This is a genomic window from Xylophilus sp. GW821-FHT01B05 (assembly GCA_038961845.1).
In the GTDB taxonomy this organism is placed as follows: domain Bacteria; phylum Pseudomonadota; class Gammaproteobacteria; order Burkholderiales; family Burkholderiaceae_C; genus Xylophilus.
On sequence record CP152408.1, the window covers coordinates 2,608,255 to 2,631,757 of the forward strand.

Genomic DNA, 23,503 nt, shown 5'->3' on the forward strand with positions numbered 1-23,503 from the left:
TGAATATGTTCTAGCGGATGGCTCAAGGGTACGTGGCAATGACCGACTCGGCGATCTCTTCGACCGTGGTGCGCCCGGCCATGGCCAGGCGCTGGATCTTGCGGTGCGCCTCGCGCTCGGTCAGGCCTTCGCGGGCGATCATCAGGGTCTTGGCCATGGTCACCTTGGAGACGGTGGCAAAGCGCCCTTCAAGCTTGCGGATCTGGGCCAGGGCGGCGGCGCGCTGGCGCCACAGGGTGCGCGCCATCAGCAACTGGGTCAGCAGGCCAAAGGGCTTGAGCGGGCGCTCGATGACCGATACCGCGCCGCTCTCCAGCACCAGTTGCAGCATGGACGGGTTCTCGTAGCCGACGATGCCGATCAGCGGCGGACTCAGCTCGTTGCGCGAGGCGACCAGCTCGGCCATGCGCTGGCGCTGGTCCAGCTCGATCGCCAGGATCACCACGTCGAACTCGGCGTCGAGCACGGCCGGTGGCGGCCAGTGCTGGGTCACCACGCTGCCAATGCGCTGCAGGTGCGATATCAGCACCCGGCCTTCGGCGTCAAGCGGGTGCAGCACCGCCACCCGCAGCCCATTGAGCTCGTGCAGCAGCGGCCCCACGGCCGGCAGTGCGGGGCCCGGGCGGGCTTCAGGCACCTTCGCCGACATGGGGCAGCTCCGCGGAGTGCAGGGTGTGGCCGATCATGTAGGGGCTGGGGCGCACGGCAGCGGCGGCATCGGCGATGACCTCGAAGCAGCCGTTGGCGGCAATGCGCGCGATGCGCGGCCACAGCCAGGTGTGGTGGGTGTCGGCATCAACCGTGACGCGCCCCTGCGGCGCGTCGAAGGACTGGCCCGCCAGTGCCGCCAGCAGCGGCGTGGCCTGCAGGCTGCCGGCGCGGCGCGCAGCCTCGGCAAACAGGTGCACCTGGAAGTAGGCGGCCTCGGCGCCGGCGGTGATCGGGGCGTCGGGCCCGAAGCGTTCGCGAAAGCTCTGCACGAAGCGCCGGCTGGCCGGCGTGTTCAGGGTGGCAAACCAGGGTGCGGCGGTGATGTGGCCCTCGGCCGCGCCCGGGCGCATGGCGGCGGCGTCGGCCTCATTGGTGGCCAGGCTCACGATGGGCATGCGCGCGGGGTCGAAGCCGGCTGCCTGGTAGGCCTCGTAGAAGCGCACCGTGTCGCTGCCAACCACGGTGGAGTAGATGGCGTCCGGCGCCAGCGTGCGCACGCGCTCCATCACTGCCATGAAGTCCTCATGCGAGCTTTGCAGCGGCAGGTAGATTTCGTCCAGCACCGTGCCGCCGGCCTCTTCGAACAGCTCGCGCATGATGCGGTTGGACTCATACGGGTACACGTAGTGCCCGCCCACAAACAGCACCCGGGCGCCATGGTGCTTGAGCACGTGGCGCGCCAGCGGCACCGAGTTCTGGTTGGGCGCGGCGCCGGTGTAGACGCAGTAGGGCGAATACTCGAAGCCCTCGTACAGCGTGGGATAGAACAGCAGCACGCGCCGGCTCTCCACCACCGGCAGCACCGCCTTGCGGGTGCTGGACATGTGGGTGCCGAAGATCACCGGCACCCGCTCGGTGTCGCACAGGCGCACGGCCGCTTCGCGGTAGCTCTCGGGCGTCGCGCCGGCATCCACCGCCACGGGCACCAGGGGCAGGCCGGCAATGCCGCCGGCGGCATTGACCTCGGCGATGGCCAGGCGCGTGGCGTTTTCCTGCGTGGCCTCGACGGCTGCGGTCAGGCTGCTGCTGGAGAACAGCAGGCCGACGCGCCAGCCGTCGCGCCCGGGGTTGCCCGGCGCCGTCATGACAAGGCCCCAAAGCCCGACTGCTCGAAGGCCCGGGCGGCGCGGTAGATGGTGGCCTCTGCGTGGAAGGCGCCCACCAGCATCATGCCGACCGGCAGGCCCTGCGACTGGCCGCAGGGCAGCGACAGTGCAGGGTGGCCGGTGACGTCGAAGGGTGCGGTGTTGGCGTTCATCTCCAGTGCGCGGGTGACGAAGATGCTGGCCGACGCGTCGCGGGCCGGCAGCGCGGGCGCCTTGAGCGGGACGGTGGGCATCAGCAGCAGATCGTAGTGCGCAAAAGCCGCATCGTAGGCCGCCCGCAGCCGCCGCGCCAGGTTCTGGGCCCGGGCGTAGTAGCGCCCGCCGTAGCGCCGGGACAAATACTCTCCCGCCAGCAGGCAGGTTTTGAGGTCGTGCGGGAAGTCAGCCGCATGGGCCTGCCAGTCCTGCTGCGCCTTCATCAGGCTGGTGACATACAGGCCCTTCCAGTTGGAACCGTAGTTGAAGCCCTTGAGCAGTTGCGTCGTGCCTTCTACCGCGATCGGCGTCCAGATCGCGTGGCCCTGGCGGTGCAGCGGGATGGACAGTTCGTCCACGCTGGCGCCCAGGCTGCGGAAGTGGTCTGCCGCGGCCCGCACCGAGTCGTCCACATCGGCCTCGGAGTTGGCCCAGCCAAATCCTTCGCGCACCACGCCAATACGCAGGCCGGCGCAGCCCGTATCCAACTGCGCGCTGTAGTGGGTGTCCACCGGTAGCGGGCCCTGGCGCGGGTCCAGGCCGTCGGGGCCGGCCAGCACCTCCAGCAGCAAGGCGTTGTCGGCCACGGTGGCGGTCATGGGGCCGGCGTGGTCCAGCGTCATCTCGATCGGCATGATGCCGGTGTAGGGCACCAGGCCCCAGGTCGGCTTCATGCCGACGATGCCGGAGTAGGCCGCCGGGATGCGCACCGAACCGCCCTGGTCCGTGCCTATGCCCATGTCGACCACGCCGGCGCCCACCAGCGCGCCGCAGCCAGAAGACGAGCCGCCGGCCGAATGGCCGGGCTTGCGCGGGTTCTGCACCGGGCCAAGCGCATTGGTATGGCTGCTGCCCGACACGCAGAAGTACTCGCAGTGGGCCTTGCCGACGATGGTGCCGCCGGCATCCAGCACCCGGGTGGCGATGGTGGCGTCGATGTCGGGCACGTAGCCCTGCAGGGTGGACGAGCCATTCATCATCGGCACGCCGGCCAGGCAGATGTTGTCCTTGAGCACCACGGTCTTGCCGCTCAGCGGGCCGGTGGCTTGGCCCCGGATGGTGGTCTGCACATACCAGGCGCCCAACGGGTTGTCCGCGCCGGCCGGGAAGCGGCCGGGGGTGCGCGGATAGGCCACGGTGGGTTGCTCGGGCGCCATGGCGTCGACGCTGTCGTAGTCGTCGAAGGTGGCCTGCAGGATGGCGTCGTACTCGGCCAGCGTGGCCGGGTCGAGCGCAAGGCCCAGCGCGCGGGCCGTCTCGTCGAGTTGGGTGAGGGTCGGGCGGTTTACGGGCATGGGGTCTCAGGCATGGAAGTCGGTGAATTGCCGGGCGATCTCGTCGCTGGAGGTCTGGCGCGGGTCGAGGCTGCTGGTGAGCAGGCCTTTGTCGATGATCAGGATGCGGTCGGACAGGGCACAGAGGAACTCGATGTCCTGCTCCACCAGCACCACCGACAGGCCATCGCGCTCGCGCAGTTGCAGCAGCGTTTCGACGATTTCGTCGCAGATCGAGGGCTGTATGCCTTCGGTCGGTTCGTCCAGCAGGATCAGTGCAGGGTCGCCGCACAGGCAGCGCGCCAGCGCCAGCAGTTGCTGCTCGCCGCCCGACAGGCTGCCGCCGGGTTGCTCCAGCAGCCGCTGCAGGCGCGGGAAGTTCTGCAGCACGCGGGCAATGGTGGTGTCGGCCGATGCGAAGTGCTTGGCGCAGCCCATGCGCAGGTTCTCTGCCACGGTCAGGAAGGGGAAGATCTGCCTGCCTTGCGGCACATAGCCGATGCCGGCACGTGCGCGTTCGTGCGGGCGTGCCCGGGTCAGGTCCTGGCCGCCGAAGGACAGCGTGCCGCCGGTGGCCAGCAGCTCGCCCATCAGGGCCTTCAGCAGCGTGGTCTTGCCCATGCCGTTGCGGCCCAGGATGCCGGTGATCTCGCGCGCACCGGTCTTCAAGGTGATGCCGTGCAGGATGGGCACGCGGCCGTAGCCGGCGCGCAGGTCTTTGGTTTCAAGCATGGGCGGTCTCCTGGGCCTGCGTGACATGCACGTCTTTCTTGCCGAGATAGGCTTCGCGCACGCGCGCGTCGGACACAACCTCGTCGAAGCTGCCTTCGGCCAGCACCTCGCCGCGGTTGAACACGGTCACGCGGCCGGCGATCATGCGGATGAAGGCCATGTCGTGCTCCACCACCACCACGGTGCTGTGGCGGTTGATCTCGCGGATCAGCTCTGCGGTGGTGCGCACCTCCTGGTGCGTCATGCCGGCAGCGGGCTCGTCCAGCAGCACCAGCGCCGGGCGCGAGGCCAGGATCATTCCCAGCTCCACCCACTGCCGCTGGCCGTGCGCCAGTTCACCCACCAGGGCGTGGCGCCGCGCGCCCAGGCCGATGCGCTCCAGCACCGCTGCGGCAGCGCGCCGCGCGGCGGCCTCCGAGGGCTCGGCGCGCAGGGCGGCCAGGTGCAGGTTCTGCAGCACGTCCAGGCCGTCGAACACGCTGGGCACCTGGGTCTTGATGCCAAGGCCCAGGCGCGCGATGCGGTGGGCCGGCAGGCCCGAGATGCGGGTGCCACGGAAGAACACCTCGCCGCGGCTGGGCAATTGCTGGCCGCTCAGCATCTTGAAGAAGGTGCTCTTGCCGGCGCCGTTGGGGCCGATCAGGCAGCGCAGTTCGCCTTCGGCCAGGTCGAAGTCCACGCTTTGCACCGCGTGCACGCCGCCAAAGCTCACGCCCAGGCCACGGGTCTGCAGCATCAAGGAAGCTTGTGGCGTCATGGCTGCCCCGCTTTCTGCGTGCGGCTGAACCAGCCAGCCACGGTGGGCGCGATGCCACGCGGGATCAGCATCACGAACAGCGCCAGCACCACGCCCAGCACCAGTCCGGTATCCACCGTCTCTTGCCCGCCCAGCGCCGTCACCATCCACTGGATGGCGACGCAGCCGATCATCGGGCCGATCAGGGTGCCGCGGCCGCCCACGATCACCCAGATGATGATCTGCGCCGACTGCGCCAGGCCGAACACGCCGGGGTTCACGAAGGCGCCCCAGTTGGCGTACAGGCAGCCGGCCAGGCCGGCGATGGCACCGCCGATGGCGAACACTGCCAGCTTGTGCAGCCGGGCGTCGTAGCCGAGCAGCTCGGCGCGGCGCTCGTTCTCGCGCACGGCCACCACTACCTGGCCGAAGCGTGTGCGCAGCAGCCAGCGCAGGCCGACGTAGGCCACGATGAGCAGCAGGCCGACCAGTCGGAACAGGCCCTCGGGCTCCAGCGGCGCATCCTGGCCCGGCAGGGTGAGCGTGGGTATCGACGGAATGCCGTTGAAGCCGCCCAGCAGCGCCTGGCCAATGTGGTACTGCGGCCCGGAGGTTGAATTGGCCAGGTTGAACAGGATCAGCGTGACCGCCAGCGTGATCACGCCCAGGTAGACGTCACTGATGCGCCCGTAGAACATGAAATAGCCCAGCAGCGCGGCAAAGGCCGCCGGCACCGCGATCGCCAGCAGTAGGGCGCCCGCGCCCGGCCCGAAGTTGATCGCGCCAATGGCATAGGCATAGGCGCCCAGGCCAAAGAAGGCCGCCTGGCCAAAGCACAGGATGCCGCCAAAGCCCCAGATGAAGGCCAGGCTCAGGGCCAGCATGGCCATCACCAGATAGACGGTGAAGGCAAGCAGGGCGAAGGTGTCGGTGACCAGCGGCGCCAGCACCACGCCGGCCACCGCCAGCACGCCAGCGGCCGCCAGGCCCCAGCGTGGAAGAAGAGGGGTTTGCATCAGATGGATCTCTTGAAGAAGCGGCCGGTGATGCCCTGCGGCAGCAGGCGTATCAGGACGATGGCGGCGGCCAGCAGTGCGACCTCGCCAAGCACCGGGGTGGCGGCAAAGGTCACGGCCTGGCTTACCGTGCCGAACAGGCTGGAGGCCGCCAGGCTGCCGGTGATGACCGAGCTGCCGCCGCCAATCACGGTGATGAAGGCCTTGGCGATGTAGCTGGCCCCGATGGTGGGAATGATGCCGGTGACCGGCGCCAGCACCGCGCCGCCCAGGCCCGACAGCGCCGCGCCCAGCCCGAAGGTCAGGGTGTAGATGCGCCCAGGGTTGGCGCCCAGCGCGGCGGCCATGGCGGCGTTCTGCATCGAGGCCCGCGCGCACAGGCCCAGGTCGGTGAAGCGAAACAGCAGCCACAGGCCGGCCAGCACCGCCACAGCCACCGCGATCACGAACAGCGTGTAGCCGCTGGTCTGGTAGCTGCCGACGGCAAAGCCGGCCAGGGGCGAGGAGATGCCGACCGTGGTGTTGCCGAACACCATGGTTGCCAGCCCGACCAGCGCCAGGCTCAGGCCCCAGGTGGCCAGCATGGTGTCGATCATGCGGCCGTACAGGTGGCGCACCAGCAGGCGCTCCACCAGCACGCCGAACAGGCCGACCACCAGCGGTGCCAGCACCAGCATGGAGATCCAGATGGAAATGCCAAGGCGGTTGGTCGCGAGGATCGCGACGTAGCCGCCCAGCATCATGAATTCGCCGTGGGCCAGGTTGATGATCTTCATCATCCCGAACACCACCGCCAGGCCGATGCTCATGAGCACCAGCGTGGCGATGGCGCCCACGACCTCAAGGGAAAAGATGGCTGCGAGGTCCATGGGGCGCCTGCTTCAGATCTTGATCGTGTACTGCTTGGCGTCGTTCGGGTTCTTGCGCAGGTCGCAGACCGCAGCCGTGTCGCTGGGCGCCTGCTGGGCAAAGCTCTCGACCAGGTTCAGCTTGCGGTCGCGCACCTCGGCGATATGCACGTCCAGCGTGCAGTGGTGCGTGACCGGGTCCACGCTGACCTTGCCGCTGGGTGCGTCGATGGCAATGCCGCTTTCGAGCGCCGCGATCACCTTCAGGCGGTCGATGCTCTGGGCGCGCCGGACACCCTCGGCCCAGAGCATGAAGCCCTGGTAGGCGCCCATGGCCAGTTCTGTGATGTAGGGGTAGTCGGCGCCGTAGCGCTTGTGGAAGCGCGCCACGAAGTCCTGGTTGGCCGCGCCCGGCAGCTCCTGCAGGTAGTTCTGGCAGATCAGGATGCCGTTGCACTCTTCGGGCGACAGCACGATGTGCTCGTTGCCACCGGCAAAAGTGGTCGAGGCGATCGGGATCTTGCCGGCCATGTTGGCCGCCTTCCACTGGCGGTAGAAGGACATGTGGGCGCCGCCCACCAAGGCCGACCAGACGAAGTCCGGCTTGGCCGCCTGGATCTTGGAGATGGTGGCGCCGAAGTTGGTCACGTCCAACGGGAAGAATTCCACCGCCACGGTCTCGCCGCCGGACTCGGCCGCGTACTTCTTCACCCAGGCCGAGACGATCTGGCCGTAGTTGTAGTCGGCCGCGACGATGTAGACCTTCTTGCCCCACTTCTTCACCGCGTGCGGCACCAGCTTTTGCACGGTCTGTGCGGGCGTCACGCCAGCGGCAAAGTAGTTGCGGTCGCAGACGCCGCCCTCGTACTGGTTGTTGTAGAAGTACAGCGTCTTGAAACGGTCCAGCACCGGCCGCACCACCTCGCGCGAAGCGGATGTGATGCCCGCCATCACCACGGTGGCCTTGTCCTTCAGCGCGGCCTGTTGCGCGAACTGCGCGTAGAGCTGCATGTTGGACTGCGCGTCGTAGTTCACGAAGTCGATTTGCCGGCCCAGCAGGCCGCCCTTCTGGTTCACCTCCTCGGCGGCAAAGCGCAGTGCATCCACCACGGGCTTGCCGTAGATGTCGAGACCACCGGAGAGGTCGTAGATGCCGACCACCTTGATCTTGTCCTCCGCGGCGAAGGCATCAAGCCCGCGCAGGGAGAGCGCGGAGGCAAAGGCGGTGGAGGCGGCGGTACCGAGGAACTGGCGACGGGAAGAGGTCATGGTTTTTCCTTGATGAGGTCCCCATCCCGCCGGCGAACGTGCCGGGCCGCCGCGCCTGCGGCGACGCAGGACGACGCGCAGCCGGCCGCGCCAAAGGCGGTTCGCTGGAGGGAGGAGGGGGGATGTGCCGGGCGAGATGCCGGCAGACAAGGACCGACGACGTTGGCGGTCAGGGGGCGACGGAGGCTTTCGCTCTGGGCTGAAACCGCATCCTTGGGGTTTCGGCTTGCAGCCGGATAGTGGCTATCCGGCGCGAGTCGGGACTCTACACAAAACCCGGCCGGGAACCATCAGGGTTTCCGAGAGGGGCGCGCGCCGTGTCCGATTCGCTGCGGAGAATGCATGCAAGCGCCATGCCTGCGATGGGTGTCGTCTGGAGGCCATGGTCGCACCATCCTGGCGCACTTTGCACCGATGGTGTGCGGGTGACGCGATCCGGGTTTGCCGCAGCCCTGGTGTCGCGTCAAGCGTGAGGTGAAGGATGGGTGCGAAGGCATCGGCGTGCAGCGCAAGGCGCAGGCCGCAGCCCAGGCTTTACGCCTGGGCAAGGGCTGCAACGCAGCGATGCGCGGCGAGGGCAAGCGCACACCGGCAGATCATGCTTGACGCGACACTAGTGAAGCCCTTGCCGCTGCCCCTGATAATGCAGGGTTGTACCGGCAGCCACTTTCCCCTGAAGCCCCATGACCGCAAACACGACGACGACCCGCTCTTCCATGACCGTCGCGGACATCCGCAAGACCTTCCTCGACTTCTTCGCCTCCAAGGGCCACACGGTGGTGCCGTCGAGCTCGCTGGTGCCGGGCAATGACCCGACGCTGATGTTCACCAACTCCGGCATGGTGCAGTTCAAGGACGTGTTCCTGGGCACCGACAAGCGCCCCTATGTGCGGGCGGCCTCGGTGCAGACCTGCCTGCGTGCCGGTGGCAAGCACAACGACCTGGAGAACGTGGGCTACACCGCGCGCCACCACACTTTCTTCGAGATGCTGGGCAACTGGAGCTTTGGCGACTACTTCAAGCGCGACGCACTGAAATGGTCCTGGGAGCTGCTGACCAAGGTCTACGGCCTGCCGGCCGAAAAGCTGCTGGCCACGGTCTACATCGAAGACCAGGAGGCCTACGACATCTGGACGAAAGAGATCGGCCTGCCGCCCGAGCGCGTGATCCGCATCGGCGACAACAAGGGCGGCCGCTACAAGTCCGACAACTTCTGGATGATGGCCGACACCGGCCCCTGTGGCCCCTGCAGCGAAATCTTCTATGACCACGGCCCGCACATTGCCGGCGGCCCTCCGGGCAGCCCGGAGGAAGACGGCGACCGCTTCATCGAGATCTGGAACAACGTGTTCATGCAGTTCGACATGGCCGCGGACGGCAGCGTCACGCAACTGCCCGCGCCCTGCGTGGACACCGGCATGGGCCTGGAGCGCCTGGCCGCCATCCTGCAGCACGTGCACAGCAACTACGAGATCGACCTGTTCGATGCGCTGATCAAGGCGGCATCCCGCGAAACCGGCGAGAAGGACCTGGGCAACAAGAGCCTGCGCGTGATCGCCGACCACATCCGCGCCACCGCCTTCCTGGTGGCTGATGGCGTGATCCCGTCCAACGAAGGCCGCGGCTACGTGCAGCGCCGCATCGTGCGCCGCGCCATCCGCCACGGCTACAAGCTGGGCCAGAAGAAGCCTTTCTTCCACAAGCTGGTGCCCGACCTGGTGGCGCAGATGGGCGACGCCTATCCCAAGCTGGTGGCCGACGCCGAGCGCATCACCGCCGTGCTCAAGGCCGAGGAAGAACGCTTCTTCGAGACCCTGGCCAATGGCATGGAAATCCTCGACGCCGCGCTGGCTGGCGGCGTGAAGACGCTGCCGGGCGAAGTGGCCTTCAAGCTGCACGACACCTACGGCTTCCCGCTTGATCTGTCGGCCGACGTGTGCCGCGAGCGTGACGTGGCGGTGGATGAGGCCGGCTTCAACGCCGCCATGGAAAAGCAGAAGTCCCAGGCCCGTGCCGCCGGCAAGTTCAAGATGGACCGCGCGCTGGACTACAGCGGTGCCGGCAACGCCTTCACCGGCTACGACAAGCTCGAAGAGTCCGCGCAAGTCGTGGCGCTGTACCACGAGGGCACGCCGGTGCAGCAGCTGGCTGAAGGCCAGAGCGGCGTGGTCGTGCTCGGCAGCACGCCTTTCTATTCAGAGAGCGGCGGCCAGGTCGGCGACCAGGGCGTGCTGGCGGCCGAGGGCGTGCAATTTGGCGTGGAAGACACGCTGAAGATCAAGGCCGACGTGTTCGGCCACCACGGCACGCAGACCCAGGGCACGCTCAAGGTCGGCGATACGGTCGCGGCCCGCGTTGACACCGCGCTGCGCGCTGCCACCCAGCGCAACCACAGCGTCACCCACCTGATGCACAAGGCCTTGCGCGAGGTGCTGGGCACGCATGTGCAGCAAAAGGGCTCGCTGGTGAATGCCGAGCGCACGCGCTTTGACTTTGCCCACGGCGCGCCGGTGACCGATGCGCAGATCGTCGAGATCGAGCGCCGCGTCAACGAAGAGATTTTGGCCAACGCGCCGACCCAGGCGCGCGTGATGGACATCGAATCCGCGCAAAAAACCGGCGCCATGATGCTGTTTGGCGAGAAGTACGGCGAGACCGTGCGCGTGCTCGACATCGGCAGCAGCCGTGAACTCTGCGGCGGCACGCACGTGCAGCGCACCGGCGACATCGGCCTGTTCAAGGTCGTGGGCGAAAGCGGCGTGGCCGCAGGCGTGCGCCGCATCGAGGCAGTGACCGGTGCCAATGCGCTGGCCTATCTGCAGGAACTCGAATCCACCGTGCACACCGTGGCCGCCACGCTCAAGGCGCCCACGCATGAGCTGCAAGGCCGCCTGGGCCAGGTGCTGGAACAGGTCCGTGCGCTGGAGAAGGAAGTCGCCGCGCTCAAGGGCAAGCTGGCCTCGTCGCAAGGCGACGATCTGCTGTCCCAGGCGGTGGACGTGGGCGGCCTGAAGGTACTGGCCGCGCAACTGCCCGGCGCCGACGCCAAGACCTTGCGCGACACGCTCGACAAGCTCAAGGACAAGCTCAAGACCGCCGCCATCGTGCTGGCCTCGACCGAAGGCGGCAAGGTGCAACTGGCGGCCGGCGTCACGGCCGACAGCATTGGCAAGGTCAAGGCGGGCGAACTGGTGAACTTCGTCGCGCAGCAGGTCGGCGGCAAGGGCGGCGGCAAGGCCGACATGGCCATGGCCGGCGGCACCGATGCGGCAGCACTGCCGGCGGCGCTGCAGTCGGTTCGCGCCTGGGTGGCCGAGCGGGTCTGAGAAAAGCAATGGCGCAGCTCAAAACTGTCACCATCAAAGGATTCAAGTCGATTCGATCGCTTGAAGGATTTGAGTTGCGCTCATTGAATGTGTTGATTGGCCCCAATGGCGCGGGTAAAAGCAACTTCATCGGGGCACTTCGCTTTTTGTCAGAGGTTGCCGGTGAGAATTTTCCAGGCTACGTTCAAAAGCAAGGTAAAGCAGCGGCCTTGCTGCATGGCGGCAGAAAGCGCACGCAGGTCATGGAGTTTGAGGTCTATGGTCAGCCCACCGGAGAGTTTCGTAACGGCTATCTCATAAGCCTTGAAGCGACCAATGACAACCGGCTCGTCTTTACCAGGGAGCAGACCTGGGTTGCCGGGTCCATGACGAGCGGAACCAAGTACTCGCTCGGCCGTAACCATGAAGAAGCATTGATTCGAACGGCAGACGATAGCGTGGGAAAGTATGTGCGCTCAATGATGCGTAGCTGGCGCCAGTACCATTTTCACGATACCGGCGATTTGGCCGCAGTAAAGCAGCCGCATAGCGCCAGAGATACGCTTCGTTTGAAAACTGATGCAGGCAACCTTGCTGCCTATCTTGGAAAGCTGCGTGAGAAACATACGCGGCACTACGATCAAATCGTAGAGACCGTACGGTTGGTGGCCCCGTTCTTCGGGGATTTTGTGCAGCGTGACGACGCCGACGACACGGTCGAATTGGAGTGGACCCAGCGCTCAGACCCGGATACGCCCTACGGTGCGAATGCCTTGTCTGACGGAACCCTGCGTTTCATATGCTTGGCGACCTTGCTCCTGCAGCCTTTGTCTCTATTGCCTGATACGGTGCTGATAGATGAACCCGAGTTGGGGCTGCATCCATACGCGATTGGTGTTTTGGCAGACATGCTGAAGCAAGTAGCCGAGAGCCGCCAACTTATTGTTTCGACGCAATCTGTTGAACTGCTCAATGCCTTTGCGCCTGAGGATGTTGTGGTTGTTGATCGAACGGAAGAGGAGTCAACCTTTCGGCGACTGACGAATGACGAGTTGGCGGGGTGGCTGGAAAGTTACACCCCGCTTGGGGAGCTCTGGCTGCGCAATATATTGGGCGGAAGGCCTTGAAAGCGATCGAGGTGGTCGTTTTTGCAGAAGGCCAGAGCGATGAGGCTTTCCTGAAGCGAGTGGTGGCGCCCGCGTTGCGCGACGCACATATATTCTTGAAGCCGCAGACGCTGCACACGTCGAGGGATAGCACTGGCGGCGCCATCAATTTCGATCGCCTGTGCCGAAATGTCCGCAACACACTTCGGCAGACGGATACGAGCTATCTCACGACCTTCTTCGATCTCTACGGCCTGGACAATGGGATGCCGGGCTATTCGGCCGCGCTTGCATTGGCGGAACCAGGGGGGAAGGTTCGCCATATCGAAAGGGCCTTGCATGAGGCTCTTGTCCACGAACTGGGAGTTCGAGCGGATCGGTTGATTCTGCACATCCAGCCGTACGAACTCGAGGGATTGTTTTTTTCAAACCCGGATGCGCTGAGTGAATCTGTTCCGGGCTGGGCAAGGTCGGCCAACTCGTTGCAGGAGGTCCGACGGGCTTTCCCGTCGCCTGAACATATCAATAATGGCTTTGCCACCAAGCCATCTGCCAGATTGGCTTCGCTGTTGAAGCCGGCTTACCGTAAGACGACACACGCGCCTGTGATCGGTCAGCGCGTGGGGCTGACTGCCATTTCGCAGGAGTGTGCGCATTTCGCTGCTTGGATCGATCGATTGAGGCAATTGGAACCGCTGTAGGCGTCACTGCGATGAAGGGGCTGCGCATGGTAAGGATGCAGATCGTGATCGCGGCATGGGCCTGCTGTGCGGCACAGGCCATGGCGGCCACGCCGATCCAGGTGAATTTCCCCAGCCGCGACGGCACGCCGTTGCTGGGCTGGCTGTTCCAGCCGGCAGCGCAGCCGCCGCGCGCCACCGTGGTGGCGCTGCATGGTTGCGGCGGCCTGTACGCCAGCAGCGGCCCGCGTGTGGGCAAGCTCAATGCGCGGCACCAGGCCATGGCCGACATGCTGGTGGGCGAGGGCTACGCGGTGCTGTTCCCCGACAGCCTGCGCCCGCGCGGTGCAGAGCAGATCTGCACGCAGAAGATCGGCACGCGCGACATCACCCAGGTGCAGCGGCGCCACGACGGGCTGGCGGCGCTGGCCTGGGTCGCGGCACAGCCCTGGGCCGACCCGAAGAAGATCGCGGTGCTGGGCTGGTCGCACGGCGGCAGCGCCGTGTTGTCGGTGATCGAAGCCACGCACAGCGAAGTGAAGGAAGTGCCGCAGACCTTCGCCGCAGCCATCGCCTTCTACCCCGGCTGCAACGCATTTCTCAAAGGCGGCTACCACCCCAACACGCGCCTGACCTTGATGCTGGGCGAGCTCGACGATTGGACGCCGGCCGCGCCCTGCGTCGCACTGGGCGAGGAGGCCGGGGCCGAGGTGCATGTGTTCCCCGGCAGCTACCACGACTTCGACAACCCCATTGGCGCGGTGCGCTTGCGCAAGGACGTGCCCAACGGCGTGCATCCGGGGCAGGGCGTGCATGCGGGCGCCAACCCGGCGGCGCGCGCGGCGGCCTATGCGCGGCTGCGCGAGCTGCTGGCCGGCGTGGCGGCGCAGCGCTAGCTAGGGCGCTTCTGTTTTTATAGCTAATAGCCCAGGTGTGGCCTGGGCTGAAGCCATATTTGACCAATATTTTTCGGCGTCAGTCGCGGTAGCCGGGATCGGTGCGCTCCAGCTTGCGCAGCAGCGAGGGCCAGACAAACTGCCCGCCCAGGCCGCCGGTCTGCACCTTCATCGCCGTGGCCGTGCCCTGCACGATGCGCGGGTCGACCTCGGTCAGCGCGCCGCCGGCCTGCGCGTCGATCTGGATGCGGCAGGTGTTCTCGAAGGTGTACATGGCCAGGAAGGCGTCGGCGATGCTGCGGCCCACGGTCAGCAGGCCGTGGTTGCGCAGCACCAGGAAGTTGGCTGCGCCCAGGTCGTCTTGCAGGCGCGGCTTTTCTTCGTCGCGGAAGGCCACGCCTTCGTAGCCGTGGTAGGCCAGCGAGGCCAGCACAAAGGTCGATTGCTGGCTGATCGGCAGCACGCCGGCCTGCTGCGCGCTCACCGCCACGCCGGCGCGGGTGTGGGTGTGCAGCACGCACTGGGCGTCTGGCCGCGCCTCGTGCACCGCGCTGTGGATCACGAAGCCGGCCGGGTTCACCGGGAAGGGCGAGTCGTGCAGCTTGTTGCACTGCATGTCGACCTTGACCAGGCTGGAGGCGGTGATCTCGTCGAACATCAGGCCGTAGGGGTTGATCAGGAACTGGTGCTCGTCCCCCGCCACCGACGCCGGCAGCTTGGCCGTGATGTGGGTAAAGACCAGGTCGCTCCAGCCGTACAGCGCCACCAGCCGGTAGCAGGCGGCCAAGTCGCAGCGCAGTTGCCATTCTTCGGCACTGACGACTTCCTTCATCGAGGGGATATGCATGGGTATGTCTCCTTGGCGGTCCGGTTTGGCCGTGCGGAGATTGTGCGGCGCCGGGCCGCGGCCGGCTGTCCCGCTCAGAACAGCTCGACGCTGTCGTGCGCCACGCCGGCGGAGTGCAGCTGGCCCTTGGCCATCAGGTCTTCGTAGAAGCAGACCTGGTTGCGGCCGTGCTCCTTGGCGTAGTACAGGGCCTGGTCGGCATGGCCGAGGATTTCCACCGGCGTGCCGTCCCGGGTGCCGGTAAAGCCGACGCTGACGGTGACCTGGCCGACCTGGGGGAAATCGTGCTGCTCGATATTGGTACGGAAGCGGTTGAAGATACGGTGCGCGCCCTCCAGCGACACCGAGCGCAGCAGCACCACGAACTCTTCGCCGCCAAAGCGAAAGATGCGGTCGTGCGCGCGGAACGAGGAGCGCAGCAGGTTGGCCACCAGGATCAGCACCTCGTCGCCGTAGACGTGGCCGAAGCGGTCGTTGACCTGCTTGAAATGGTCGATATCCACCACCGCCAGCCACTGCGACGCTGATGGCGAGGCTGCTGCCGCCGCGGCGGCCTCGGCCGGGTCGCCCACGTGCACGGCGCGGGCCGGCACCGGCTGGTCGCTGCGCGCATGGCGCGAGAACTGCTCGTCGAAGGTCTTGCGGTTGAACAGCCCGGTGAGCGCGTCGCGCTCGCTGTAGTCCAGCAGGCTCTGGTAGTTGCGGTAGACCTCGACGATGCCGTAGACCACTTCCAGCGTCTGCGGCTCGTAGGGGGTGCTGTTCTGCAGTTCCAGGCAGGACACGACCTTGTCGTGCAGCCGCACCGGCAGCCACAGGGTGTAGGGCTGGGTGTTGTCGTTGCGCTGCGCGCTGGAGTGGCGGTGCTCGATGGCGTCGACCAGCTCCGGGTAGGCCGCCAGGGGTTCTTCCTGCACCGGCTCCAGGTGGGCCGGCGGCATTTCGCCGCCATCCAGCAGCACATGGCCGCGCACCATGGCGCCTTCGGTGGAGGAGGTGAACTCCAGCTTGCGCACCCTGCGCACCTCGACCAGGTGGCGCAGCGCCGAGATCACCGACAACTCAAGCCGGTCGTGGTCACGATGGCCGGTGATTTCGATGAGGTGCTGGAGGATCGGAGTCATCGGATGGCGGATAGGCGCGCTCGGTGCTTCAGTCGTGGTCTACGAAAAGATCGCCAAGTTTGTAAGACTTGTGTAACAACGCATCATGGCATGGGGGCGGGCGCTCGGCAAGGGTGGGCGCTCGTTCAAACACGGGTAAATACAAGGTCCCAGACGCCATGCCCCAGCCGGATGCCCCGGTTCTCGAACTTGGTGAGCGGCCGGTAGGTTGGCCGGGGCGCGATGCCGTCGGCGGCCACGGCGGTGTTGCGCAACTGGCTTTCAGCGCCCAGCACGGCCAGCATCTGCTGCGCGTAGGGCTCCCAGTCGGTGGCGCAGTGCAGGTAGCCGCCGGTGGCCAGGCGCGTGGCGATGCGCGCGGCCCAGGCCGGCTGCACCAGCCGGCGCTTGTGGTGGCGCGTCTTGTGCCACGGATCAGGGAAGAACAGGTGCACGCCGGCCAGCGCGCCGGGCGTGAGCATGTTGTCCACCACCTCGACCGCGTCGTGCTGGAGGATGCGGATATTGGTCAGGCCGCGCTCGCCGATCTGCTTGAGCAGCGCGCCGACGCCGGGCTCGTGCACTTCGCAGCACAGGAAGTTGGTCTCCGGCATCAGCGCGGCAATGTGGGCGGTGGCGTCGCCCATGCCAAAGCCGATCTCCAGCACGGTGGGGGCGTTGCGGCCAAAGGCGGCGTTCAGGTCCAGCGGCTCGGCTTTGTAGGGCAGCAGGAAGCGCGGGCCCAGGTCGGCAAAGGCGCGGGCCTGGCCGCTGGTGGTGCGGCCGGCGCGCAGCACGAAGCTCTTGACGGTTCTGAGATAGACCGGGGCGGCCGGCGTTTCGGCGGCAGGCGCGGAGGGCGCAGCAAGTGCGTCGGAGGGGTCGGGGCGTTGCGGATCGTTCACCCGCCAGATTGTAGGAGGCGCCCTGTGACAGTCGGCAGCGCGGCCCAGGCCGGCACCCAGCGCGCCAGCAGTGCGGCCGGCGTGTCGCCCTCGTGGCCCGGCGGCAGGCCCAGCACCTGCGCGGCGGCGGCCAGGGCGGCGGCGGGGTGCGCGGTATCCAGGGCCTGCGCGCCGTTCTGCTTGGACAGCTTCTCGCCATCGGCCGCCAGCACCAGCGGCGTGTGCAGGTAGCGCGGCGTGGGCAGGCCCAGCGCCTGCTGCAGCAGGATCTGGCGCGGCGTGTTGTCCAGCAGGTCGGCGCCGCGCACCACGTCGGTCACGCCCTGGTCGGCATCGTCCACCACCACGGCGAGCTGGTAGGCAAACAGGCCGTCGGCACGCTGCAGCACGAAGTCGCCAACCTCGCGTTCCACGTCCTGCACTTGGGGCCCCAGGGCGCGGTCCCGCCAATGCAAGAGCGGGCCTGAGAATTCAAAATTGATAGCTGAATGCCAAGGCAGGGTATGGGCTAGAGCCGTATTTCCTTCTGAAACATCTGTACGCAGCCGCCAGGCGCGCGGCGTCTTGCCGTGCAGGCCGCTGCGGCAGGTGCCGGGGTAGGGCAGGGCCGCATGGCGCTGGCGGCTTACGCCGCGTGCAGCCTGTGCCTCTTCGATCTCGCGGCGCGAGCAGCCGCAGGGGTAGGCCAGGTTGCGCGCGCTCAGGGTGTCCAGCGCTTGCGCATAAAGCCCGCTACGTGCAGATTGCCAGACGGGCGGTGCATCGGGCAGCAGCGCGCAGGCAGCGAGCTGGGCCAGGATGGTCTGGTCCGCGCCCGGTATGCAGCGCGGCGTGTCGACGTCCTCGATGCGCACCAGCCAGCGCCCGTGGTGGGCGCGGGCATCAAGCCAACTGGCGAGGGCGGCGACCAAGGAGCCCGCATGCAGCGGCCCGGTAGGTGAGGGCGCAAACCGACCCGTGTACGGCCCGCCAACCACTGCTAAGCAACCTGCAGCGCCAGTTCCAGTCCGGAGACAAAGGCGTCTTCCACGCGGTGGCCCAGGCACCAGTCGCCGCAGGCGCCCAGGCTGGTTTTCTTGTCCCAGAGGTGTGAGCGGCCCAGCGGCTTGACGGTCTTGGCGTTGCGCCAGCGGCGCACCACGGCATAGGCCGGTTCGGCGCGGATGCCGGTGACTTCCGAGAAGGCGCGCAGCAGCTTGGCGCAGACGCGCTCTGGGGCGTCGTCGAAGTGCTCGCGTGACCAGGCTTCGCTGGCCTGCACCGTCCAGCGCTCGACCGAGCCGCGCCCGGGCTTGGACGATTCGCGTGCCAGCCAGGCGATGCGGTGGTGCGTGCTGCGCGCGGCGTTCCATTGCGGGCCAAGGCTGTTGAGGCCCGTCTGCGAGGCCTGCGGGAAGGCCAGCATCAGGCTCCAGCAAGGGGCGACTTCGCTGCTGGCGGCGGCTTCTGCCAGCGCGGCCTGCCGGGCGCTGCGCAGCAGCTCGGCGGCCGGGGCGGCGGGCACTGCCAGCAGCACGGTGTCGAAGCCTGCGACCACGCCGGTCGCGCCGTCTGCGCCGGCGGTATGCAGTTGCCAGCGCTGCGCGTCCAGGGTGTCGCGGGCGATCGTCTGTACGTGGGTGGCGGTGTGCAGTTGCCCGGCGTCTGCGAGCGGCGCGGCCCAGTGCTGCAGCAGCGCGTCCATGCGCTGCGCCGGCACCCAGTGCGCATCGCGCGGGGGCAGGCCGGCGGCAGCGACGCGGCCCTGGGTATCCAGCACGCGCACGGTGTTGGCGCTCCAGCGGCGGCACAGGCCGGGCGCGGTGAGTTCGACTGCGCGGGCCATGCGCGGGTCGCGCACGGTGAAGTACTGCGCGCCGCTGTCAAAGCTGCCAAAAGGGGAGTCCTCGGTGGCCATGCGGCCGCCGGGCACTGCGGCGCTCTCGAACACCGTCACGTTGTGGCCGGCCTGCACCAGGGTGCGGGCGCAGGCGATGCCGGCCATGCCGGCGCCGACGACGGCAATGGTGCGGGCGGCGGCACTGGTGGCGCGCGGCTGTGGGCGGCGGGGATGAAGGGGCATGCAGGTCTCCTGAGGGGATCGACGCGCGCCGATGAAAAAGGCAATGGCGCGTGCTGCGACTCTAACCCGCGCCGGGCGCGGCCAGCGGCGCGTTGCGCCGGCCTTCCAACAGGGCGCGCCGCGTGGCGGGCCGCGCCAGCTGCTCCAGCCACCATTGCAGCGCGCGGCCATGGCGCTCGCTGGGGCCGCACCAGGCGTAGCCCATGCGGTAGAGGCGCGGCGGCTGCTGTATTTGCAGCGCGACCAGGCGCCCGGTGGCCAGGTAGGGCCGCACCAGCGGCTCTGGCAGCGAGCCCACGCCCAGGCCGCGCAACTGCGCCTCCAGTTTGACCTGCAGCGAGGGCACGGTGAGCACGTCCTGCCCGTCGAGCACGCCGACCGTCAGGCCGCCGCCTTGCTGGGCCGAATCGGCCACGACGATGACGCGGTGCTGGCGCAGCGCCTCTGGCAACAGCGGCGTGGGCTCGGCCACCAGCGGATGGTGGGGCGCGGCCACGTAGATAAAGGGCATCACGCCCAGCGGCAGCATCTGTATGCCGGCCACCGTGGCCGAGTCGCCGCCCGCGCCCAGGGCCAGGTCGGCCTGGCCCGAGGTCAGCGCCAACAGGGTGCCGCTGAGGATTTCTGCGCGCAGCTTCAGGCGCGTGGGCGGGTTGAGCGCGTAGAAGGCCTCGACCAGCTCCATCAGCGTGGCGTGATCGATCGCACCATCGACGGCAATGGTGAGCTGCGACTCCCAGCCGGTGGCCACGCGCTTGACCCGGTTCGCCATGGCATCGATCTCGGCCAGCAGGCGCGTGCCTTCGCGCAGCAGCTCGCGGCCGGCTTCGGTCAGGCGGGCCTGGCGCGAGCTGCGGTCAAACAGCAGCACGTCCAGCGCGTCTTCCACCTGGCGCACGCGATAGGTCAGGGCGCTGGGCACCAGGCCCAGGGCGCGCGCCGCCGCGGCAAAGCTGCCGGCGTCGGCAATGCGCTGGAGCATGGCCAGCATCTCAGGGGTCAGGACCTCGCGCGGGGTTTGCATGGCGGAGCTTTGGGCGTTCGAAATTTTTGAATGATGTCTTCAAGCGCAATGTAACTCCGGGCCGCTTGGCCGACCTACATTCCCTCTACGCCTTTTGGCCCCATTCACCCACGACAGGAGATCGCCATGCTTACGCTTCGTCCCTCGCAGGACCGCGGCTACGCCGACCACGGCTGGCTCAAGTCTTTCCACAGCTTCTCGTTTGCCGGCTACTACGACCCGGCGCACATGGGCTTTGGCAACCTGCGCGTCATCAACGAAGACCGCATTGCCCCCGGCACCGGCTTTGGCACGCACGGACACCGCGACATGGAGATCGTGAGCTATGTGCTGTCGGGCGAGCTGGCGCACAAGGACAGCATGGGCAACGTCAAGGGCATCCCGCCCGGCGACGTGCAGCGCATGAGCGCCGGCACCGGCGTGCAGCACAGCGAGTTCAACCACGCCGAAGGCCAGAACACGCACTTCCTGCAGATCTGGATCCAGCCGAACCAGCAAGGCATCCCGGCCAGCTACGAGCAAAAGCGCTTCGACGACACCGAGAAGCGCGGCGCGCTGCGCCTGGTCGCCTCGCCCGACGGCGCCCAAGGTTCGGTCACGATCCACGCCGATGCGCTGATGTATGCCGGCCTGTTCGACGGCGCTGAAAGTGCCACGCTGGCACTGAACCCGACGCGCAAGACCTATGTGCACCTGGTGCGCGGCGAGCTGAATGTGAACGGCCAGCCGCTGCATGGCGGCGACGCCGCGCTGCTCGAAGGCGAATCGCAAATCACCATCACCGGCGGCCGTGATGCCGAAGTGCTCGTTTTTGACCTCGCCCCTTGATTTCCCCCGTTTCCCTTAACCATGATCTGACGAAAGTACCGCCATGACCAACACCTCGACCTCCAACACCGGCCTGCAAAACGGTCTCTCGCTGCTGGGCCGGCTGATGCTGGCCTTCCTGTTCCTGCCTGCGGGCGTGGGCAAGCTGCTGGGCTTTGCCGGCACCGTCGGCTATATCAATTCCAAGGGTCTGCCGATGCCTGAAGTGGGCGCGGCGATTGCGCTGACGGTGGAAATCCTGGGCGGCCTGGCGCTGATCGCGGGCTTCCAGACCCGCATCGCCTCTGTGGTGCTGGCCGTGTTCACCGTGGGCGCCGCCGTCTTCTTCCACAACTACTGGGCCGTGCCGGAAGCGCAGCAAATGATGCAGCAGATCAACTTCAACAAGAACATCGCCATCGCCGGTGGCCTGCTGGTGCTGGCGGCCTTTGGCGCCGGTGGCTTCAGCGTGGATGCCAAGCGCCGCGCCTGAGCTCTTCTGATCTCCCCTCAACCGATAGAACTCACCATGACCCGTATCGCAGTTGTCTACCATTCCGGCTACGGCCATACCCAGCGCCTGGCCCAGTCCGTGGCCGATGGCGCCAGCGCTGAGCTGATCGCCATCGACGCCGAGGGCAACCTGCCCGAAGGCGGCTGGGACACGCTCAACGCCGCCGACGCCATCATCTTTGGCACCCCGACCTACATGGGCGGCCCGAGCTGGCAGTTCAAGAAGTTTGCCGACGCCTCCTCCAAGGCCTGGTTCGGCCGTAGCTGGCAAGACAAGGTGTTTGGCGGCTTTACCAACAGCGCCAGCCTGAACGGCGACAAGCAAAACACTTTGCACTACCTGCTGACGCTGGCCGCGCAGCACGGGGGCATCTGGGTCAGCCTGGGCCTGCCGCCCAGCAACAGCAAGGCCGCCACCCGCAACGACACCAACAACCTGGGCGGCTCGATCGGCGTGCTGGCGCAAAGCCCGTCGGACGCCAGCGTTCCTGAAATGCTGGCCGGCGATCTGGAAACCGGCCGTCTGTACGGCCAGCGCGTAGCCGCAATTACTGCAAAGCTCGGCTAAAGCTTGCGGCGCCGGGGCAGGCCACTATGCTGTGGCCTCGCCCGACAACAAGAGACCCCCACCATGCCGCTCGCCCACATCCTCCATCCCCGCGACCACGATCTGGGAGGCGGCTTTGTGGTGCGGCGGCTGCTGCCCGCCGCCGTGCAGCGCGCGGTCGGGCCTTTTCTGTTCTTCGACCATTTTGGCCCCGCGCTGGAAACACCGGATGCAGAGCACGACGTGCGACCGCATCCGCATATCGGCCTGGCCACGGTCAGCTATTTGTTTGACGGCGCAATCCACCACCGCGACAGCATTGGTTCAGACCAGGTCATCACGCCCGGCGCCGTCAACTGGATGAGCGCCGGCCGCGGCATCGTGCATTCCGAGCGCCGGCCTGAAAGCCTCCAGCACAGCAGCTATACCAACCACGGCCTGCAGTTGTGGGTGGCGCTGCCGCAGGACGAGGAGGAGGGCGACCCTTTCTTCCACCACACGCCGGCCGACGACATCACCACACTGGCGCCGGCCCCGGGCGTGGCCGTGCGGGTGCTGGTGGGCAGCGCCTTTGGCGTGACATCACCCGTGCCGGCGCAGGGCGAGGTGCTGTACCTGGACGTGGCGCTGGACGCCGGCGCCCGCCTGGAGCTGCCGGCGCTGGCTGAGGAATTGGGCGTCTACGCCCTGGATGCCGACGTCCGTGTCGATGGCGAGGCGCTGGCCGCCCGCAACATGGCCGTGCTCAAGCCCGGCAGCGGCGCGCTGCTGGAGGCCGACGCCCCCGCCCGGCTGGTGGTGGTCGGCGGCGCCAAACTGGATGCGCCGCGCTTCCTGTGGTGGAACTTTGTCTCCAGCCGCAAGGAGCGCATCGCCCAGGCCGCGCGCGACTGGGCCGCGCAGTCCATGGGCCAGGTGCCGGGCGATACGGAATTCATCCCGCTGCCGGACCGGCCCTTGCCCAAATAATGAAAATTTGAAAGAAAAGTGGCTTTAGCCCAGGCTGCACCTGGGCTTATAGCTATCAATCAAGGAGCGATCCCCGCCGGGCTCAGTGCTGGGTCCAGCGTCCGGCGCTCATCAAACACAAAGCAGCCGCCCTTGTAGTGCGCGCCATCGGTCTCCTCGAAGTATTTGAGGATGCCGCCCTCCAACTGGTAGACATGCTCCAGCCCTTGCTCGCGCATCAGGATGGCGGCCTTTTCGCAGCGGATGCCGCCGGTGCAGAAGCTCACCACGGTCTTGCCCTCCAGCTCGGCGCGGTGGGCGGCAAGGGCGGGCGGGAACTCGGTGAACTTGTCTATGCGCCAGTCGATGGCGCCCTCGAAGCTGCCGTGGTCCACCTCGAAGGCATTGCGCGTGTCCAGCGTCACCACCGGCCGGCCGTCGTCGTCCCGGCCCTGGTCCAGCCAACGGCGCAGCGTGGCCGCGCTCACCGCCGGGGCGCGGCCGTCTGCGCGGGAGAAGTCGGGCTGGATGGCCGGGTGGTCCATGCGGATGATCTCGCGCTTGACCTTCACCAGCATCTTGCGAAAGGGCGGGGTGGCTGACCAGCTCTCTTTGGGCTCCAGGCGCGCAAAGCGCGGGTCTTCTTTCAGAGCGGCGACAAAACCGCGCACCGCCTCGGCCGGGCCGGCCAGGAACAGGTTGATGCCTTCTTCGGCGATCAGGATCGTGCCCTTGAGGCCGCGCGCCACGGCGCGCTCCTCCAGCAAGGGCCGCAATGCGGCCGGATCGGACAGCGGGACGAACAGGTAGGCGGAGATATTCAGGATGGCGTTCACACCCCGATTCTAAAAAGCTGCCCATTGGCCCGTGGGC

At 67.2% G+C, this 23,503-nt stretch carries 24 protein-coding genes; 9 read left to right on the forward strand and 15 right to left on the reverse strand.

Going from position 1 to position 23,503, the window contains the following annotated elements; genetic code table 11:
- Positions 1-22: 22 nt before the first annotated feature.
- From AAFF27_12145 to AAFF27_12180, 8 genes are read right to left on the reverse strand one after another with little or no spacing between them, the layout of a single operon-like run.
- On the reverse strand, positions 23-649 hold the full coding sequence (locus AAFF27_12145; GenBank protein XAH25889.1) for an ANTAR domain-containing protein: 627 nt from the start codon (positions 647-649) through the stop codon (positions 23-25).
- Positions 630-1,796: a transporter substrate-binding domain-containing protein gene (locus tag AAFF27_12150; GenBank protein XAH25890.1), complete on the reverse strand. Its 1,167-nt coding sequence runs from the start codon at positions 1,794-1,796 to the stop codon at positions 630-632. Before AAFF27_12150 ends, AAFF27_12145 begins: the two co-directional genes overlap by 20 nt.
- On the reverse strand, positions 1,793-3,307 hold the full coding sequence (locus tag AAFF27_12155; GenBank protein ID XAH25891.1) for an amidase: 1,515 nt from the start codon (positions 3,305-3,307) through the stop codon (positions 1,793-1,795). The genes AAFF27_12150 and AAFF27_12155 overlap by 4 nt, the downstream gene beginning before the upstream one ends.
- Before the next feature lie 6 nt (positions 3,308-3,313).
- The gene (locus AAFF27_12160) at positions 3,314-4,018 is read right to left on the reverse strand and encodes an ABC transporter ATP-binding protein (protein ID XAH25892.1); all 705 of its coding nucleotides are present in this window, start codon (positions 4,016-4,018) and stop codon (positions 3,314-3,316) included.
- A complete protein-coding gene (locus AAFF27_12165) occupies positions 4,011-4,775 on the reverse strand; it encodes an ATP-binding cassette domain-containing protein (GenBank protein XAH25893.1) in 765 nt (254 codons plus the stop codon). The genes AAFF27_12160 and AAFF27_12165 overlap by 8 nt, the downstream gene beginning before the upstream one ends.
- Positions 4,772-5,770 (reverse strand): branched-chain amino acid ABC transporter permease, encoded by a 999-nt coding sequence (locus AAFF27_12170; GenBank protein XAH25894.1) that lies wholly within the window; start codon positions 5,768-5,770, stop codon positions 4,772-4,774. Before AAFF27_12170 ends, AAFF27_12165 begins: the two co-directional genes overlap by 4 nt.
- Positions 5,770-6,639: a branched-chain amino acid ABC transporter permease gene (locus AAFF27_12175; GenBank protein XAH25895.1), complete on the reverse strand. Its 870-nt coding sequence runs from the start codon at positions 6,637-6,639 to the stop codon at positions 5,770-5,772. The genes AAFF27_12170 and AAFF27_12175 overlap by 1 nt, the downstream gene beginning before the upstream one ends.
- A gap of 12 nt (positions 6,640-6,651) precedes the next feature.
- On the reverse strand, positions 6,652-7,887 hold the full coding sequence (locus AAFF27_12180) for an ABC transporter substrate-binding protein (GenBank protein ID XAH25896.1): 1,236 nt from the start codon (positions 7,885-7,887) through the stop codon (positions 6,652-6,654).
- Between the two features lie 474 nt (positions 7,888-8,361).
- Between AAFF27_12180 and AAFF27_12185 the strand changes: the two genes are divergently transcribed.
- From AAFF27_12185 to AAFF27_12205, 5 genes are all read left to right on the forward strand, one after another.
- Positions 8,362-8,493, forward strand: coding sequence for a hypothetical protein (locus tag AAFF27_12185; protein XAH25897.1), 132 nt, complete (start codon positions 8,362-8,364; stop codon positions 8,491-8,493).
- A 77-nt stretch (positions 8,494-8,570) separates the two neighbouring features.
- Entirely contained in the window at positions 8,571-11,213 is a 2,643-nt protein-coding gene (gene alaS, locus AAFF27_12190) for an alanine--tRNA ligase (GenBank protein ID XAH25898.1), read from the forward strand.
- Positions 11,214-11,221: 8 nt separating this feature from the next.
- On the forward strand, positions 11,222-12,319 hold the full coding sequence (locus AAFF27_12195) for an AAA family ATPase (protein ID XAH25899.1): 1,098 nt from the start codon (positions 11,222-11,224) through the stop codon (positions 12,317-12,319).
- Complete coding sequence (locus AAFF27_12200) at positions 12,316-12,999, forward strand: DUF4276 family protein (protein ID XAH25900.1); 684 nt, start codon at positions 12,316-12,318, stop codon at positions 12,997-12,999. Before AAFF27_12195 ends, AAFF27_12200 begins: the two co-directional genes overlap by 4 nt.
- Before the next feature lie 26 nt (positions 13,000-13,025).
- Entirely contained in the window at positions 13,026-13,874 is an 849-nt protein-coding gene (locus tag AAFF27_12205; protein ID XAH25901.1) for a dienelactone hydrolase family protein, read from the forward strand.
- Between the two features lie 79 nt (positions 13,875-13,953).
- Here the strand turns inward: AAFF27_12205 and AAFF27_12210 are convergent, their stop codons facing one another.
- The 6 genes from AAFF27_12210 to AAFF27_12235 all read right to left on the reverse strand — a co-directional run bounded on the left by AAFF27_12210 (position 13,954) and on the right by AAFF27_12235 (position 19,815).
- Positions 13,954-14,721 (reverse strand): class II aldolase/adducin family protein, encoded by a 768-nt coding sequence (locus AAFF27_12210; GenBank protein XAH25902.1) that lies wholly within the window; start codon positions 14,719-14,721, stop codon positions 13,954-13,956.
- A gap of 74 nt (positions 14,722-14,795) precedes the next feature.
- Complete coding sequence (locus AAFF27_12215) at positions 14,796-15,845, reverse strand: GGDEF domain-containing protein (GenBank protein XAH25903.1); 1,050 nt, start codon at positions 15,843-15,845, stop codon at positions 14,796-14,798.
- Positions 15,846-15,970: 125 nt separating this feature from the next.
- Positions 15,971-16,621 (reverse strand): tRNA (guanosine(46)-N7)-methyltransferase TrmB, encoded by a 651-nt coding sequence (gene trmB / locus AAFF27_12220; protein ID XAH26225.1) that lies wholly within the window; start codon positions 16,619-16,621, stop codon positions 15,971-15,973.
- Between the two features lie 104 nt (positions 16,622-16,725).
- Complete coding sequence (gene gluQRS, locus AAFF27_12225) at positions 16,726-17,706, reverse strand: tRNA glutamyl-Q(34) synthetase GluQRS (protein ID XAH25904.1); 981 nt, start codon at positions 17,704-17,706, stop codon at positions 16,726-16,728.
- A gap of 2 nt (positions 17,707-17,708) precedes the next feature.
- Complete coding sequence (locus tag AAFF27_12230; GenBank protein ID XAH25905.1) at positions 17,709-18,791, reverse strand: FAD-dependent oxidoreductase; 1,083 nt, start codon at positions 18,789-18,791, stop codon at positions 17,709-17,711.
- A 61-nt stretch (positions 18,792-18,852) separates the two neighbouring features.
- On the reverse strand, positions 18,853-19,815 hold the full coding sequence (locus tag AAFF27_12235; protein ID XAH25906.1) for a LysR family transcriptional regulator: 963 nt from the start codon (positions 19,813-19,815) through the stop codon (positions 18,853-18,855).
- Positions 19,816-19,941: 126 nt separating this feature from the next.
- Between AAFF27_12235 and AAFF27_12240 the strand changes: the two genes are divergently transcribed.
- The 4 genes from AAFF27_12240 to AAFF27_12255 all read left to right on the forward strand — a co-directional run bounded on the left by AAFF27_12240 (position 19,942) and on the right by AAFF27_12255 (position 22,651).
- Positions 19,942-20,643 (forward strand): pirin family protein, encoded by a 702-nt coding sequence (locus tag AAFF27_12240; protein ID XAH25907.1) that lies wholly within the window; start codon positions 19,942-19,944, stop codon positions 20,641-20,643.
- Between the two features lie 43 nt (positions 20,644-20,686).
- Complete coding sequence (locus AAFF27_12245; GenBank protein ID XAH25908.1) at positions 20,687-21,115, forward strand: DoxX family protein; 429 nt, start codon at positions 20,687-20,689, stop codon at positions 21,113-21,115.
- A gap of 36 nt (positions 21,116-21,151) precedes the next feature.
- A complete protein-coding gene (locus AAFF27_12250) occupies positions 21,152-21,703 on the forward strand; it encodes a flavodoxin family protein (protein ID XAH25909.1) in 552 nt (183 codons plus the stop codon).
- A gap of 63 nt (positions 21,704-21,766) precedes the next feature.
- Complete coding sequence (locus AAFF27_12255) at positions 21,767-22,651, forward strand: pirin family protein (GenBank protein XAH25910.1); 885 nt, start codon at positions 21,767-21,769, stop codon at positions 22,649-22,651.
- 59 nt (positions 22,652-22,710) lie between these two features.
- On the opposite strand, the gene AAFF27_12260 is transcribed toward AAFF27_12255, so the two are convergent.
- Positions 22,711-23,466, reverse strand: a complete 756-nt coding sequence (locus AAFF27_12260; protein ID XAH25911.1) for a sulfurtransferase — start codon at positions 23,464-23,466, stop codon at positions 22,711-22,713.
- Positions 23,467-23,503: the final 37 nt, after the last annotated feature.